Below are 16102 nucleotides of genomic sequence, written 5' to 3' on the forward strand. Positions count from 1 at the left end.
CATTCGGCCGGAGCCTCATTCGCTCTGCCCGCGCGCAAAGATGTCCCAGCTGGCCATGAACAATGCGGCGACCAGCGGCCCGATCACGAAGCCGGTGATGCCGAACAGCTCCATTCCGCCTAGGGTGGAGATCAACACGACCCAGTCGGGCATCTTGGTGTCCTTGCCGACCAGCAGCGGGCGCAGCAGGTTGTCGACGAGCCCAATCACCCCGCCGCAGAACGCGACGAGGATCACGCATTTCCAGATCGCCCCCACCATCAGGAAGTAGACCGCGACCGGAATCCACACGAGGCTCGCGCCAATGGCCGGCAGCAGCGACAGGAACGCCATCAGCGCGCCCCACAGCACCACGCCGTCAATGCCAAGGATCCAGAAGATCAGCCCGCCGAGGGCGCCCTGCACCAGCGCCACGGCAATGTTGCCTTTGACGGTGGCGCGCACCACGGTCGTGAACTTGCTGAGCAGCAGGCGCTTGTGCTCTTCGTCCATCGGCAGCGCGCGGCGCACGCGGCGGCCGATCTCGGCGCCATCGCGCAGCAGGAAGAACACCATGTACAGCATCACGCCAAAGCCGACCACAAACTGGAACGTGTTCTGCCCGATGCTCAGCGCCTGCGTGGCGGCAAACTGGCTGATCTGCGCGGCGCCGTCGGCCAGCTTTTTCTGGATGCCGGCAATGTTCGTCAGGCCCGCTTTGGCAAGCAGCTGCTGAACCCACGTCGGCAGCGCATGCACCGCTTCCGATAGGTACCGGGAGTAGTTCGGCTGCGCGCTCTGGACCTCCTGATAGGCGACGCCGATTTCCTGCACGATGGTCGCTGTCACAAAGATCACAGGCAGGATCACGATGAGGATGATCAGGGCGAGGGTGGCGAGCGCAGCGAGATTGCGCCGCTTGCCCATCCGAGCGACCAGCGCGCGCTGCACGGGCTGGAACAGGATCGCCAGGATGACACCCCAGAACACCGCGCCGAAGAACGGTGACAGGATCCAGCAAAGGCCAAGCGTGACGACGAACAGCAAGAGGTAGAAAAATTTCTGGTGGTCGTTTCCGCTATCCATGGGTTGCTTTTGCTTGAAGGTGACGCCTGAAGAGCCCGAGCAGGATCCGGGCCAAGGCAATGAAATCCGAGTATGCCCGCGCAGCGGCGGTTGTCAAAGGGGCGCCGGCAGGTGGACAAGGCCTGCGAAGCCAACCAAAAGTTCGCGTCGCACGGTCGAACAACCCCGCTACCGGCCCGGCCATGGCGCGAGCGATTGCCGGCTATAGTCTGCTCACCCCATCCAACCGAACGGAGCACAACGTGGTATTCGAAATGGCCCACATCGAAATTCTCGCCGGCAAGCAGCGCGAGTTTGAAGCCGCTGTCCAGCAAGCCCTGCCGCTGTTTGCACGCGCCAAAGGCTGCCACGGCGCCGAGCTGCACCACATTGTCGAGCGCGACACGAGCTACGTGCTGCTGGTGCGCTGGAACACCGTGGAAGACCACATGGTCGATTTTCGCGAGTCTGACGACTTCCAGGAATGGCGCAAGCTGGTGGGGCCGTTCTTTGCCAAGGCGCCGGAGGTCGTGCACTCCGAGGTGGTGGTCAAATAACCAGCGCGCCGGATCATTCGATCCTCACTCAGGCACGAGATGCGCATGGCGCCATCTCGTGCCATGCCGCGGCAACGACCTGACAGTCCGCTGCCCCTTCGGCCCTTCCTTCCGCCTGAACATCCCGTAAGAATCCTTTTGCATTTGTTTGCAGTCCGCACTCGCGGCGCGAGTCCAATGGCAACGTAAAGAAGCGCCCGATGCTGCCGTTAGCCAGAGATGTGCACTGCACGCGGCAATAAGCGCGGGCACCTGTGCAACCCGTTTGCAACTGCCTTCCGGCTCTGCCCAACCGCTCGCCCAGACGCTCCACCCCTCCGTTCATGTCTTCTGAAACGTCGATGGACAGGCGCTTTGGCGCCAGCGTCGCCATCGTCCTCGTTCCGGTGTTGTCGTTGTCGTGCTGGCTGCTGGGCTACGCGTGGCTGGCCTATGGCCGCGCCGACGATGCGGCCCGCAGCATCCAGGCGCTGCGCATGACGCTGCTGGCGATGGAGAAGGTGTCAGCCGAGCGCGGCCCCACCAACGGCGTGCTCGGCGAAGACTTGCCGGTGCCGGCCGAGCGCATCGCGGCGCTCCAACGCATGCGTGCCGCCAGCGACGAACACGTTGCCCAATTGCTCGACGCGCTGCGCCCTGAGGATTGCCCAGGCTGCGAAACCGACATCAAGGCCGCGCGCAGCGCCCAAACGCACCTGGCTGCGGCCCGCGCCAACATCGACCGACTGACCGCCCTGCCCCTGCGCTCACGCAGCAGCAACGACCTGGCCGACGGGGTGGGCCGCATGATCGCCGTGATCCCCGAATTCCTGCCCATCGTCAACGCGCGCACGTCCAACATCACGCGTGGCGATCCCGACGTGCTCAATTGCCTGACGCTGGCGCGGCTGTCGGCCGATCTGCGGGAATACGCGGGCCAGCTCGGTTCGCGCTTCACTGGCGCGCTCGCCATGCACCGCATGCTCACGTTTGAAGAGCAGCTGGCCATCGAACGCACGCAAGGCCGCATCGACCAACTGCGCAGCATGATCGAGACCCGCGTGGGCGCGCATTCGGCATTGAACCAGCACGCGCTGGCCACCGTCGGCGCCCAGTATTTTGGCGATGGACTGCGCTATGTGGCCACTGTGCGCGCCCAGGCCAGCCAGCCCGGCGGCGCCGATATCTCCCCGGCGGCATTTGCGGACCGCTACGTGCCCACCATGCGGGCCATCACGGATTTCCGCGACATCGTGCTGCGCCTGGCGGAAGACGACATCCGCGAACATCGGCGCGCGATGCTGCTGGTGCTCATCGGCTCGGCAGGCGCGGTCTTGTCGGTGCTCGGCGCCCTGGCGTGGATGACGATCTCGTTCCGCCGCAACGTGGTGGGGCCGTTCGTGAACGCCACACGGCTGATTGACGGGATTGCGCGCGGCAACCTGAGCGTGCACATCCCGACCGCCTTTGCGCGGCGCGAGATCCGCGCGATGTTCGAGGCGATCCGCGTGCTGCGCATCAACAGCATCGAGCGCCGCCGGCTGGAAGTGGAACGCGCGCACCTGATGCAGGAACTCGCGCGCATGGCCGAGACTGACCCGCTCACCCAGTTGCTCAATCGCCGCGCCTTTGAAGACCGGGCCGGCGCGATGTGCAAATCGCCGCAGCCCAAAGCGCGGCTCGTTGCACTCATCATGTTCGACATCGACCACTTCAAGCGCATCAACGATACGTACGGCCATGCCGTGGGCGACGAGGCGCTGCGCACCGTTGCAAGGCTGTGCCGCGCCGAAGGCCCGTCCGCCGACATGGTGGCGCGCATCGGTGGCGAGGAGTTTGCGGTGATGGTGTGGGCGAACAGCCTCGCGCAGGCCCGCGCGGTTGCCGATCATCTGCGTCATCGCATTGCCGAGGTGACGGTACCCACCGGCACCGATCAGCCGTGCCGCATGACCGCCAGCTTTGGCGTGGCAGCAGCGTCCGCGGCGGATGGGCCCGAACTGGAGCCGCTGCTGCGGCGGGCGGATCATCTGCTCTATGCCGCGAAGCTGGCGGGGCGCAACTGCGTCATGACGGACCGCCCGCCTGCGTCGCCAGACGTGGCGGTCGCGGCGGATTGATGCCGGGCGCGCTAGGCCTGATTGGCGCGCCGGTATTCTCCAGGCGCCTTCCCCACAAGGCGCCGAAAATCCCGCGTGAAGTGCGCCTGGTCGAAGTAGCCAAGCCCGTGCGCGAGCTCGGCCAGGTCCACGGCTGCGCCGTTGGCAAGCTGGTCGGCCGCCTCGTGCAAGCGGTATCGGCGGATCACCCATTTCGGCGTCACGCCCACGTACTCCGAGAACAACTGCTGCATCGTCCGTTCGCTCATGCCGGTGCGCTCGGCCAGGTCGCGCACCTGTGTCAGGCGTGCGTCCTCTTGCAGCGACTGCAGGATGGTGTGGATGCGCTCAACCTGCGGGTCCGGCGGCGGCAGCACGCGTAGCAGCAGCGTTTCGGCGGCAGACACCATGCCGGCGTCGTCACCTGCGCCAAGCACGATCTCTTCTGCCTGCGCATGGCCAATGCCGAGCACATCGGAAACCGGCACGGTCTTGTCGGTCAGCAAACGTACCGGCTTGCCGAAGAACGCGCGAAAGGCGCCGGGCCGGAAGCGCAGGCCAATCACCCGGCCTGTCTCGGCCAATGTGGTTTCGAACGCGCCTGACACCACCCCAAAGACGGCGGTCTGCCGACGGTCGAACACCAGATTGACGCACGGATACGGCAGCGTGCGCTGCGTATAGGGCGGCTGGCCGCGCAGGTCCCATTCGACAACCCAGTGGTGATCGAGCACGCCGGCCAGGGCGGCAGATGGCTGATAACGGTTCAGGCGGAAGCGCTGACGAAAGGCCAACGGATCGACCACCCCCTTTGGCTTGGCGGCAACGTCACGTAGATCGGTCATGGAATCGGCGGCGAAGGCGATGCCGCGATGATGCACTGCGGCGGCGGATTTTTCCAAGACGGATGCGGCCTCCTCACCTACAGTGGCCAGCTTTCCTCCCCCCGTTTCATTGCCCACGGAGCCAACGATGCCGCAAGACCGCCACCTGACCCTCTACCACTCCCCGCGCAGCCGCTCGCGTGGTGCGCGCATGTTGCTCGAAGAGCTCGGCGCCGACTACGAGGTACACGCCTTCGACCTGACCACGGGCCAGCACAAGACGCCGGAGTTTCTCGCGCTCAATCCGCTGGGCAAGGTGCCGACGCTGCGTCACGGCGATGCGGTCATCACCGAGCAAGTGGCGGTGTATCTGTATGCGGCAGAACTGTATCCCGAAGCCGGGCTGTCGCCAGCCGTGGGCGACCCGCTGCGTGGGCCGTATTTGCGATGGATGGCGTTCTACGGTTCGTGCTTCGAGCCCGCTGTCGTCGACCATTCCATGGGCCGCGCGCCGGCCGCATATTCGACCTCGCCCTATGGCGACTTCGATACGGTCATTGCGGCGATCAACGCGCAACTGGCCAAAGGGCCGTACTTCCTGGGCGAGCGCTTCACGGCGGCAGACGTGCTCTGGGGCGCCGCACTCGACTGGATCACGATGTTCAAGCTGATGCCCGAAACGCCCGTGGTGCGCGCGTATATCGACCGCATCCTTGCACGGCCCGCGGTCAAGCGCGCACAGGCCGCAGACCTCGCTTTGGCGGAGGAACAGGACCAGGCCAAGGCGGCTGCCAGCGCAGCCGCTTCCGAGGCCTGAGCCGGGATCAGTGCGACAGGCGGAACTGCCCCACCGCCTCATTGAGGTTGTGGGCCTGTTCCTCCAGCGACTCCGCGGCAGCAGCCGCCTGCTCCACCAGCGCGGCGTTCTGCTGCGTCACCTGGTCCATCTGGTTGACGGCCTGGTTGACCTGCTCGATGCCGCTGCTCTGCTCTTCCGACGCCGACGAAATCTCGCCCATGATGTCGGTCACACGCTTCACCGCATCGACGATCTCCGCCATCGTCACGCCGGCCTGATCCACCAGCGCCGTGCCGTTGGAGACGCGGTCCACCGAGTCGTGGATCAGCGCCTTGATTTCCTTCGCGGCGCCTGCCGAGCGTTGCGCCAAGCTGCGCACTTCGCTCGCCACCACGGCAAAGCCGCGGCCCTGCTCGCCGGCACGTGCGGCTTCCACCGCGGCGTTCAGCGCCAGGATGTTCGTCTGGAATGCGATGCTTTCGATCACGCCGATGATGTCGGCAATCTTCTTGCTGCTCTCGTTGATGCCGCCCATGGTCTGCACGACCTGGCCGACCACATCGCCGCCGCGCGTGGCAACATCCGACGCCGTCACGGCAAGCTGGCTGGCCTGACGAGCGTTGTCTGCGTTCTGCTTCACGATGCTCGTCAGCTCTTCCATGCTCGAGGCGGTTTCTTCCAGCGAGCTGGCTTGCTCTTCCGTGCGCTGCGAGAGATCTGCGTTGCCGGCGGCAATTTCCTGCGCGGCCGAGCGCACCGAATCGCTGCCCAGGCGGATCTGCTGCATCACCGCGGTGAGCTTGTCAGCGAAGGTATTGAACGAACGGGCGATCTGCGCGACTTCGTCTTGGCCATCCGACGGCAGACGCTTGGTGAGGTCACCGCTGCCCGAGCCGATGTCGTCCATCGCATCGCGGATCATCGACAGGCGGCGGAACGCGCGTGCCGTCATCGCACCAACGATGAGTGCCGCAACGATGGCCACGCCCACCAGCGCGCCAATCGACGTCATGACCAGCGAGCGCATGCCGGCCGTGGCGTCAGACTTGTCCAGCGCCACAACCAGGCCCCAGTCGGTGCCCTTCACGCCCTGGCGGTAGAGCAGCTTGGCCGCGCCATCCACCGACACTTCCACCGGCTTCTCCGCCTGCGCCAGCGATGCCAGCGTGGCCTCGTTCAGACCGGCCGACAGATCGGTCGCCGGCTTGAGGGTGAGCTTGTCATTCGGATGCGCCACGATCTTGCCGGCCGCATTGACCAGGAAGCCGAAGCTCGCCTGCGTCGGATGAATGGCCTTGACGTTGGCGATCACGCTGTCCATCGCCACGTCGCCGCCGATCACGCCCTTGAGCGTGCTGCCTTGCAGAATGGGCACGGCGAAGGTCACCACGAGCTGGCCGGTGCTGGCGCTCACGTACGGCGGCGTCACCACGGGCTTCCCCGCATCCACCGCTTGCTTGTACCAGGGGCGGGCGGTCGGATCGTACGTGGGCGGAATTCCTTCGGGATTGGAGAATTTGTACGACTTGTCGGGGTAGCCGACATAGACGTTGATGAAGCCGCCCGCCTTGTGCACAGCCTTGAAGACCGGGATCGGATCGGCAGACACTGCCACGTCTTGCAGCGACACCATCATCTGCGTCTTCGATGCCACCCAGTCGTCGATGCCGGCGATGTGGCCGCGCGCGACGGACTGCAGGTTCTGGCGGATGGACTCGTCGTTGTACGAACGCGTCACGAGATAGTTGAGGCCGCCAGCGAAGGTCAATGCGCCGACCACGATGGCAACGCAGGTCAGCAAAATGCGAGTACGGATGGATGCAAGCACAGTATCGTTTCCTACGAAGTCCACGGCGGCGGTTCCGCCATGTAAGGCACGCGGCACATGGCCCTATCGGCCTGCCGTCGCACAAGAAACGGCCGTCATAAGGAAATCTGAAGTCTGATGTGCATGACATGACTTCGCTATCACGTTGCCGCAGCAGGCAACGTTCTACAATCGCCCTCCCTACGCTGCCCACGTCGGGCAGGCTCCACTTCAAGAAAAGGAATGCGCATGAAAACCAAAGCCGCCATCGCCTGGAAAGCCGGTGCTCCGCTCACCGTGGAAGAGGTCGACGTGCAAGGCCCGCGTGCCGGCGAAGTGCTCGTCGAGATCAAGGCGACCGGCATCTGCCATACCGACTACTACACGCTCTCGGGCGCCGACCCGGAAGGCATCTTCCCGGCGATCCTTGGCCATGAAGGCGCGGGCGTCGTGCTTGAGGTTGGCGCGGGCGTAACGTCATTGAAGGCAGGCGACCACGTGATTCCGCTCTACACGCCGGAATGCCGCCAGTGCAAGTTTTGCCTGTCGCGCAAGACGAACCTCTGCCAGGCGATTCGCGCCACGCAAGGCAAGGGCTTGATGCCGGATGGCACGTCGCGCTTCTCGCTCGATGGCAAGCCGCTGTTCCACTACATGGGTACGTCAACGTTTGCGAATCACATCGTGGTGCCAGAGATTGCGCTGGCGAAGATCCGCCCCGACGCGCCGTTCGACAAGGTCTGCTACATCGGCTGCGGCGTGACGACAGGCGTGGGCGCGGTGGTCTACACGGCCAAGGTGGAAGCCGGCGCCAACGTGGTCGTGTTCGGCCTGGGCGGCATCGGGCTGAACGTGATCCAGGGCGCCAAGATGGTCGGTGCCGACAAGATCATCGGCGTGGACCTGAACCCTGCGCGCGAGGCGATGGCACGCAAGTTCGGCATGACGCACTTCATCAACCCGAACGATGTGGAGAACGTGGTCGACCACATCATCCAGCTGACCGATGGCGGCGCGGATTACTCGTTCGAGTGCATCGGCAACACGAAGGTCATGCGCCAGGCGCTGGAGTGCACGCACAAGGGCTGGGGCCAGTCGATCATCATCGGCGTGGCGGAGGCCGGCGCGGAGATCAGCACACGCCCGTTCCAGCTCGTCACGGGGCGTGAGTGGAAGGGCTCCGCATTCGGCGGCGCGCGCGGCCGCACGGACGTGCCGAAGATCGTCGACTGGTACATGGAAGGCAAGCTCAACATCGACGACCTGATCACGCACACGCTGCCGCTGGAACGCATCAACGAGGGCTTCGAGCTGATGAAGCGCGGTGAGTCGATCCGCTCAGTCGTTTTGTATTGAACGTTGAAGACGGAGCCCAGCGATGACGATTCCCGTACCGCCACTTGAACTGCTCTCCGAGCATGCCTGCTTTGGCGGCGTGCAGCGCTTCTATCGGCATGCCTCGGCTGTGATCGGGCTGCCGATGCGCTTCTCGGTCTACCTGCCGCCGCAGGCGCTGGTCGCTACGCGGTGCCCTGCGCTGTTCTATCTGGCAGGTCTGACGTCTACGGAAGAGACGTTTGCCATCAAGGCCGGCGCGCAACGCGTGGCCGCCCGCGAGGGGCTCATCCTGATCGCCCCAGACACCAGCCCGCGCGACGCAAACATCCCCGGCGAAGCCGACCACTGGGATTTCGGCATCGCCGCCGGTTTTTATCTGGACGCGACGCAGGCCCCGTGGCGCGAGCACTACCGCATGGAAAGCTACATTGCCGACGAGCTGCACCACATCGCGCGCGTGGCGTTTCCCGTGGCAGCCGGACGCATCGGAATCTTTGGGCATTCGATGGGCGGCCACGGCGCGTTGACGCTGGCCCTGCGCCATCGAGAGCGCTTTGCTTCGGTGTCGGCGTTTGCGCCCATCGCGCATCCGTCGGTGTGCCCGTGGGGCATCAAGGCGTTTACCGGGTATCTCGGGGAGGACCGCACCGCCTGGGCGGCGCACGACGCTACGCAACTGATGCGGCTGGCCTCATGCCCGTTTCCGGGCGGCATCCTGATCGATCAGGGCGAAGCCGACAAAATCCTCGCCGAGCAGCTGTATCCGGAAGACTTTGCCGCCGCGTGCGCCGCAGCCGGGCAGCCGCTGCAACTGCGCCGCCACCCCGGCTACGACCACGGCTACTACTTCATCGAGACCTTCATCGAAGATCACCTGCTGCATCACGCAGCGCAACTGCGTTAGCAGCAGGTTAGCGGGCGGTTAGCGGCCGCACCCACCGCCGCTGCCGCCCGCGGCCCCGCCAGCGCCCCCGCTGCCTGCTCCGCCACCGACGCCGCCACCGACACCGCCCGAGCCGGCAGCACCGCCGCCATTACCACCGCCCGGCGCGCCCACCGAGCCGCCAGCACCAGGGGCGCCGACCCCGACCCCGCCCGACCCGCCGCCGGTCGTGCTGCCGGTCGAATCGTTTGCACTGCCGCCATAGCCGCCACTGGAACCCGAGCGCGACGATGTATTGCCGGAGCGCCCTTGCTTGCCGGTGGCATTGCGATTACGGGTGGCATCCCGGCCGCTGCCCGTCGAGCCGCCATTGACGGCAGCGCCCCCCGTGCCCGTGCCCGTGGCCGTTGCGTCGGTGCTGTTACCGCCGGCCGGAGACATGGTGCTGCCCCCCGCCGTGCTGTTGGATTGGGCCGCCCCCGTCTGGGCATACGCCGCCGCCGTACCGCCTGCCAGCGCCAGCGCGACTACAAGAGAAGATGCACGGAGATACGTCATGAATGGCTCCTTTGAGGTTGAGGATGTGCCCCTCCAACTCAGCAAGGGCCGTTCCGCCATCACCCGGCGCCATCGTCGAGCGCGCTGATTGGCGGGATATTTGCTTGTGACCGTGCGTCAAAATGCGGAAGGCGGCACTCAGCTATACATTCAACCCTGTATGTATAATCGCCTGCCCGACTGTCGGCGCCCCGCCGCGCCCTCAGCCACGATGGAGCTGTTAACGTGAAATTGCCCTTCCCGCTGCCCCGGTCATGGCGCGCAGCGGGTGACCACCTCGACGCCAAGGCTGCCCCGGTCGCCCAGCCGCTGCCGGGCGATCCGGATGCCTGGATCGCCTGCGAGCATTGCGACACCCTGCATCGCCACGAAGTCATTGCGCTGGATGAAGAGGCGCACTGCACGCGCTGCGGCGTCAAGCTGTACCGCAACCAGAGCGAGCGGCTCTCGGTGCTGCTGCCGCTGGTGTTGACGGGCCTCATCGTCTACATCGTCGCCAACATCTTTCCGATTGCCGAGATGAACGGCGGCGGCAACCGGCACGCCACCACGCTGTGGGGTGCCATCGTGGCGCTGTATGACTACGACATGCTGTTCGCTGCCGTGCTGGTGGCGCTCACCACGGTGTTTTTCCCGCTGATGTACATGTCGGTGCTGGCGCCGCTGCTCATCGCGCGATGGCGCGGGCGGCAGCATCCGGCCGCAGCGCTGGTGCTCCGCGCGGCGGCGTTGATTCGCCCGTGGGCGATGGTCGAGATCTTCATGCTGGGCGTGGTGGTGGCGCTCATCAAAGTCGCGCGCATGGTGTCGCTGGAAGCCGATGCGGGCTTGTGGGCGTTTGCCGCGCTCACCGTGTTCCTGACGGTGGCGTTGTCGATCGACCTGCGACCGTTCTGGCGCGAGATCGGACTGACGCTGCCGCCGGGCTCGCAAGTCGACGCGCCCACCGGCGTGGATGCCGCCGCCCGCCCCGGCGAGGACCGCCCGTGAACAGCGCCACCACGCCTGCCTCTGCACAGCCGGCGCAACAGGCCCGCCCGCTGCGCGCCGCCGCGCACGGCCTGGTGACATGCGAGCGCTGCGGCCTGCTGGCACGCATGCCCAAATCAGAGGCCGCCACGCAAGCGGTGCTCACCCACGCAGACGCGCCTGATGAAGCCACCGCAGCACCGGTCTGCCCGCGCTGCATGACGCCCTTGCACGTGCGCAAGCCCGACAGCCTAGCGCGCTGCTGGGCGCTGCTGATTGCGGCGGCCGCCATGTACCTGCCGGCCAACCTGCTGCCCGTGATGATTACCGACACCCTCCTGGGCACGCAGCAGGACACCATCATGAGCGGGATCGTCTACCTGTGGACGTCGGGCTCGTGGCACCTGGCCATCATCGTGTTCATCGCAAGCTTCCTGGTGCCGCTGGCCAAGCTCGGCATCCTGGCGGTGCTGTGCCTTTCGGTGCAGCAACGCTGGCACTGGAACCCGCGATTGCGCACGCGCCTGTATGCGCTGGTCGAGATCATCGGCAGGTGGTCGATGCTCGACGTGTTTGTGGTGACGCTGCTCGCAGGTCTTGTGCACCTGTCGACGCTCGCCATCATCAAGCCCGGCCCTGGTGTCGGCCCGTTTGCCGCCGTGGTGGTGCTGACCATGTTCGCCGCCCGCTGTTTTGATCCCCGCCTGATCTGGGACGTCATCGACGAGCCCGATCCCGAAGAGACCGATGTATGACTGCCCCCGTCGATAACGAAAACATTCCCGGGCCGCGCCGCACGAAGCGCAAGCGCTGGCTGCCCTCGCTGATCTGGCTGGTGCCGATCGTGGCGCTGTTGGTGGGCGCCACGCTCATGGCGCGCGTGATCCTGGCGCGCGGCGCGCAGGTCACCGTCACGTTCAGCTCAGCCGAGGGCATCGAGGCAGGCAAGACGCGCGTCAAATACAAGAGCGTCGATATCGGCGTGGTCAAGGCGGTGGGGCTGACCGACGACCGCTCCGGCGCCGTGGTGCTGATCGAACTCACGCATGACGGCAAGGCGTTTGCCGCATCGGACACACGCTTCTGGGTGGTGCGCCCGCGCGTGGCCGCCGGCAGCATTTCGGGGCTCGGCACGCTGCTCTCCGGTGCCTATATCGGCGTGGACGGCGGCCGTTCGCAGGAGAAGAAATCGACCTTCAAGGGCCTCGACACGCCCCCGGCCATCTCGGCCGATGCGCCCGGCAAACAATTCACGCTGCACGCACCCGACCTGGGCTCGCTCGACATCGGTGCGCCGGTGTATTTCCGCCGCGTGCGCGTGGGCCAAGTGACGGCCTACGACATCGACGCCGACGGCAAGGGCGTGACGTTGCACATCTTCGTCAACGCGCCGTTCGACAAATTTGTGGCACGCGGCACGCGGTTCTGGAACGCCAGCGGCATCGACCTCAAGCTCGACGCCAATGGGCTGAAGGTCGATACGCAATCGCTGCTGACCGTGGCGCTCGGCGGCATTGCGTTCCAGACGCCCGAAGAAGCCGATCACGAACCGGCTGCCTCCGATGCGCAGTTCCAGCTCGTGCGCAACGAAACTGCAGCGCTGAAGGATCCGGAACACCTGTCGCAGACCGTGGTGATGTACTTCCACCGCTCCCTGCGCGGGCTCAACGTGGGGGCGCCGGTGGAGTTCAAGGGCATCAACGTGGGCGAGATCAAATCGATCGGCATCCACTACAGCAAGAAGCGCCACGAGTTCGTGCTGCCCGTGACGGCCACGCTGTACCCCACGCGCTTCGGCATGGACATCCGCGACGACAATCCGCAGCACGCCGCCGAAGACGTCCGCACGCAGTTCGACGTGCTGGTGAAGAACGGCATGCGCGCGCAGCTGAAGAGCGCAAGCCTGCTGACGGGCCAGCAGTTCGTGAACCTCGACTTCATCGACGCAGCGGACCGCGACAAGACCCCGCCGCGCTTTGGCATGCGAGATCGTGACGGTGCGTACGTCTTCCCGACCGCCGACAACCCGACCGACGACATCGAAGCGCAGATTGCCGGCATCGCCAAGAAGCTCAACAAGGTGCCGTTCGAACAGATCGGGCAGGACGTCCACCGCACGCTGACCACGCTCGACGCCACGCTCAAGCAGACCGAGCAACTGGCCAAGACCGTCAACAGCGATCTGGCTCCGCAGATGAAGGAAACGCTGGCCGAGGCGCGCCGCACGCTGGATTCTGCACGCCAGGTCTTCTCTGACGATGCCCCGCTGCAACGCAATGCGCGCGACACGCTGGAACAGGTCGCCAAGGCCGCCGCGTCCGTGCGCGTGCTGACCGACTATCTGGACCGCCACCCGGAAGCGCTGATCCGCGGCAAGGCAAAGGACGCGCAATGATGCCGATGCAAACGACGATGTTGTCTTCCTCTCTTCGCCTGGCGAGCGCCGCTGCCGTTGCTCTGCTGCTTGCGGCTTGCGCTTCGCCCGAGCCGACGTTGCATACGCTGTCGGTGCGCCCCGAAATCACGGACACCGGCCGCTTCCAACGCGCCTTCCGCCTCTCGGGCGTGCGGGTGCCCGACCGTCTGGACAAGCCGCAGATCGTTTTGCGTACGTCCGATAGCGAAGTGGTGGCGCTTGAACAGCAGCGCTGGGCCGCGCCGTTCGGTTCGGAACTGCGCGATGCGCTGTCTGCGAACCTCGCGACGACGCTGTCTGCGGTGGACGTGGGGAGTGCAGCGGCCCCGGCGGGCGTGCCGCTCTACCGGATCGGTGCCGAGATGCGCAGCTATGACGCGCGGCCCGGACAAGGCGTGACGGCGCTGGTGACGTGGCGCGTATCGCGCGACGCGGCAAACCAAGGGGCGGCGCCCGCAGCCCTGACCTGTCAGACGACGCTGGCCCTGCCCGTCAATGGGCAAGCCGCGGGTACGGATTCAGAGGCTGGCGTGAACGCGGTGGTGTCGTCCACGCAACGCCTCGTACAGCAGTGGTCGCAACAGATTGCGCAGAGCGTGCAAGGTCTGGAAACACCTTCCGCTGTGCCGGCGTGGTGCCGGTAAGCTGATGCGTCAGCGCTCGGCCAGTTCCTGCGTGAGCCGACCGAGCGTGGCCAGCGCCGCTTCAAGATTGGCCGAAGGCGCCAGCCCGAAGCAGATGCGGAAGAAATGATCGAAGCGGTTCAGGTTCGAGAACATCGTCCCTGGCGCAATCCGGATGCCCTGTGCCAGCGCCGCATCGAACAGCTCCATCGACGACACGTTCGTGGGCAACTCCACCCACATCGCCAATCCGCCTGACGGCACCGACAACCGCGTGCCGGCGGGGAAACACCCGGCGATCGATTCGGCCATGCGCTCGCGTTGTTCGCGCAACGTCTGGCGCAGCGTGCGCAGGTGACGGTCGTACGCGCCGGACGCGATAAAGCGCCCCGCCAGCACCTGCGACCACGAATCGTTCGGCCGCGACTGGGCAAACTTCAGCATCTGCACCCGCCCCTGCCAGCGGCCGGCGGCCATCCAGCCCAGGCGCAGGCCGGGTGCCAGCACCTTGCTCAACGACGCGCAATAGATGACGTTGCCCGTGCGGTCCCATGCCTTGAGCGCCTTGAGCGGCGTGGGACTGTCGCCCAGGGCGCTGTAGGTATCGTCTTCAATGAGCGCGATGCGGTTGGCGTCACAAAAGGCGGCCATGCGACGCTTGGCGGCGTCCGGCATGATGCTGCCGAGCGGGTTCTGCAGATTCGGCACGACCACCACCGCGCGGATGTTGCCGTAGGCCTGCACCGCCATCTCGAGCGCTTCAAGCGACATGCCGGTGCGCGGGCTTGTAGGAATTTCCACCGCGCGCATGCCGAGGCTCTCCAGCACCTGCAGCAGCCCGTAGTAAGTCGGTGATTCCACGGCCACCGTATCGCCCGGCTGGGCCACGGCGCGCAATGCCAAGTTGACCGCCTCGATACAACCGTGGGTGACGATCACATCGTCCGGTGCAACCTGCACGCCCATGTCCAGCGCACGGCGCGCCACGGCGGTCTGCAATTCAGGATGACCGTTCGGGATGACGGCCTGCGTCAGCAGCAACGGATACCGCCGCAACACCTGCGATGCGATCCGATTGAGCGCCGCTGCCGGATACAACGCAGCCGCCCCGCTTGCGCCGGACAGATCGACATGCACAGTGGCTTGCTGCCCGCGCGCCACGATGGCCGACACGCGCGCGTGCACGCCCACGTAGGCGGCGGGATCCGGCGTCGACACTTCGGGTTCCTTGACGGGCGCCAGCAAGGCGCGGCGGGGCTGGCGAACAAAGTAGCCGGAACGCTCGCGCGCTTCGAGCCAGCCTTCCGTCTCCAGATGCCGACATACCTGCAGCGCGGTCGACAGGCTGACGGCGTGCGTGCGCATTAACGTGCGCACTGACGGCATGCGCTCCCCAGGCGCCAACACCCCGCTGCGGATCGCGCCGAGGTAATGATCGGCAAGCGTCCGATACAGCGGCTGCGCGGGCGGTGGAGTCAACTCGGTGACGGACATGGCGGCGAGGGGCGGCGGGGGCGGCAACAAGCGGCAAGGAAACGTGTCCAGCACATCATGCCGGCAAGACCGCGACCGCAACAGATACAGACAACGTCAAACTGTACCGCAACAGATTGTCACGAACGCAGCGGTGTTGCGGCTCATGTTGCGTCGCTCTGTGTCTGTTGGGGCGGGCGTGAGGTGCCTACGCTGGAGCCATGTTCAGGAGATCGACATGACTGCGACGACACCTACTTCCGAACCCGAATGGTTGGCGCTGGGCTCTGGCCAGACAGGCCTGCATTGGCTGGGCGCCAGAACCACGCTCGTGGCACTGGAAGGGACCTTGCGCCTTGAGCCACCGTCGCGTTGGGGTGCCGTGGTGCGCTATACGCTCGGCGCAGGCCACGCGCATGTGGTGGAAACCTCGGGGTGGTGGCGCCTGCATGCCGATGCCGGCATCGACGCGCACTTGCGCATCGTCGTGCCGCCGCTTCGCACGCACCGCCGTCCGTGGCTGGGAATGTGGCGGTGGCTGGCACATTGGATTCAGCCGCGCCAGACATCTCACGGCTGAATCCACGCCGGAGCTGTCAGCCTCGCTCGCTAGGCTTTCGGTGCGGGGCGCCGGGCGGCTTCCCGTCGTCCGGGCGAATTGAAGCGTTCTCGAAGTCGCCCGGGTCTTCCTCGCCTACGCCGCTTTCACTGGGGATGGCTGGCGCAACGGGCC

Annotated in this window: 15 protein-coding genes; 10 read left to right on the forward strand and 5 right to left on the reverse strand. The window is 65.9% G+C overall.

Annotated elements, in window-relative coordinates; all coding sequences use genetic code 11:
- Positions 1-15 precede the first annotated feature (15 nt).
- Entirely contained in the window at positions 16-1065 is a 1050-nt protein-coding gene (locus R2669_RS10645; RefSeq protein ID WP_316900023.1) for an AI-2E family transporter, read from the reverse strand.
- Between the two features lie 254 nt (positions 1066-1319).
- Between R2669_RS10645 and R2669_RS10650 the strand changes: the two genes are divergently transcribed.
- Positions 1320-1601 carry an antibiotic biosynthesis monooxygenase family protein gene (locus R2669_RS10650; RefSeq protein WP_316900025.1) on the forward strand — a complete coding sequence of 94 codons (282 nt, stop codon included), beginning with the start codon at positions 1320-1322 and terminating at the stop codon, positions 1599-1601.
- Between the two features lie 341 nt (positions 1602-1942).
- The gene (locus tag R2669_RS10655; RefSeq protein ID WP_316900848.1) at positions 1943-3700 is read left to right on the forward strand and encodes a GGDEF domain-containing protein; all 1758 of its coding nucleotides are present in this window, start codon (positions 1943-1945) and stop codon (positions 3698-3700) included.
- 11 nt (positions 3701-3711) lie between these two features.
- On the opposite strand, the gene R2669_RS10660 is transcribed toward R2669_RS10655, so the two are convergent.
- On the reverse strand, positions 3712-4524 hold the full coding sequence (locus R2669_RS10660) for a DUF6597 domain-containing transcriptional factor (RefSeq protein ID WP_316900027.1): 813 nt from the start codon (positions 4522-4524) through the stop codon (positions 3712-3714).
- A 127-nt stretch (positions 4525-4651) separates the two neighbouring features.
- Here R2669_RS10660 and R2669_RS10665 point away from each other — a divergent pair, with 127 nt between their 5' ends.
- Positions 4652-5320, forward strand: a complete 669-nt coding sequence (locus R2669_RS10665) for a glutathione S-transferase family protein (RefSeq protein ID WP_316873906.1) — start codon at positions 4652-4654, stop codon at positions 5318-5320.
- A 7-nt stretch (positions 5321-5327) separates the two neighbouring features.
- Here R2669_RS10665 and R2669_RS10670 read toward each other — a convergent pair whose 3' ends face one another.
- A complete protein-coding gene (locus tag R2669_RS10670) occupies positions 5328-7130 on the reverse strand; it encodes a methyl-accepting chemotaxis protein (protein ID WP_316888430.1) in 1803 nt (600 codons plus the stop codon).
- Between the two features lie 228 nt (positions 7131-7358).
- Between R2669_RS10670 and R2669_RS10675 the strand changes: the two genes are divergently transcribed.
- Complete coding sequence (locus R2669_RS10675) at positions 7359-8465, forward strand: S-(hydroxymethyl)glutathione dehydrogenase/class III alcohol dehydrogenase (RefSeq protein WP_316888434.1); 1107 nt, start codon at positions 7359-7361, stop codon at positions 8463-8465.
- Positions 8466-8487: 22 nt separating this feature from the next.
- Complete coding sequence (gene fghA, locus R2669_RS10680) at positions 8488-9351, forward strand: S-formylglutathione hydrolase (protein WP_316900028.1); 864 nt, start codon at positions 8488-8490, stop codon at positions 9349-9351.
- An 18-nt stretch (positions 9352-9369) separates the two neighbouring features.
- Here fghA and R2669_RS10685 read toward each other — a convergent pair whose 3' ends face one another.
- Positions 9370-9888, reverse strand: a complete 519-nt coding sequence (locus R2669_RS10685) for a hypothetical protein (RefSeq protein ID WP_316900031.1) — start codon at positions 9886-9888, stop codon at positions 9370-9372.
- Positions 9889-10068: 180 nt separating this feature from the next.
- Here R2669_RS10685 and R2669_RS10690 point away from each other — a divergent pair, with 180 nt between their 5' ends.
- Genes R2669_RS10690 through R2669_RS10705 form a run of 4 tightly spaced genes read left to right on the forward strand, consistent with a single transcriptional unit; the run spans position 10069 to position 13917 of the window.
- Positions 10069-10878 (forward strand): paraquat-inducible protein A, encoded by an 810-nt coding sequence (locus tag R2669_RS10690; RefSeq protein ID WP_316874284.1) that lies wholly within the window; start codon positions 10069-10071, stop codon positions 10876-10878.
- Complete coding sequence (locus R2669_RS10695; protein WP_316900032.1) at positions 10875-11612, forward strand: paraquat-inducible protein A; 738 nt, start codon at positions 10875-10877, stop codon at positions 11610-11612. Before R2669_RS10690 ends, R2669_RS10695 begins: the two co-directional genes overlap by 4 nt.
- Positions 11609-13252, forward strand: coding sequence for a PqiB family protein (locus tag R2669_RS10700; protein ID WP_316888439.1), 1644 nt, complete (start codon positions 11609-11611; stop codon positions 13250-13252). The genes R2669_RS10695 and R2669_RS10700 overlap by 4 nt, the downstream gene beginning before the upstream one ends.
- Positions 13249-13917 (forward strand): PqiC family protein, encoded by a 669-nt coding sequence (locus R2669_RS10705; protein ID WP_316900034.1) that lies wholly within the window; start codon positions 13249-13251, stop codon positions 13915-13917. Before R2669_RS10700 ends, R2669_RS10705 begins: the two co-directional genes overlap by 4 nt.
- A gap of 9 nt (positions 13918-13926) precedes the next feature.
- Here the strand turns inward: R2669_RS10705 and R2669_RS10710 are convergent, their stop codons facing one another.
- A complete protein-coding gene (locus tag R2669_RS10710; protein WP_316900036.1) occupies positions 13927-15390 on the reverse strand; it encodes an aminotransferase-like domain-containing protein in 1464 nt (487 codons plus the stop codon).
- A 217-nt stretch (positions 15391-15607) separates the two neighbouring features.
- On the opposite strand from R2669_RS10710, the gene R2669_RS10715 reads away from it, so the two are divergent.
- Positions 15608-15949 (forward strand): hypothetical protein, encoded by a 342-nt coding sequence (locus tag R2669_RS10715; protein WP_316900038.1) that lies wholly within the window; start codon positions 15608-15610, stop codon positions 15947-15949.
- Positions 15950-16102: the final 153 nt, after the last annotated feature.

The organism is Ralstonia edaphi (genome assembly GCF_958350185.1).
GTDB lineage: Bacteria > Pseudomonadota > Gammaproteobacteria > Burkholderiales > Burkholderiaceae > Ralstonia > Ralstonia edaphi.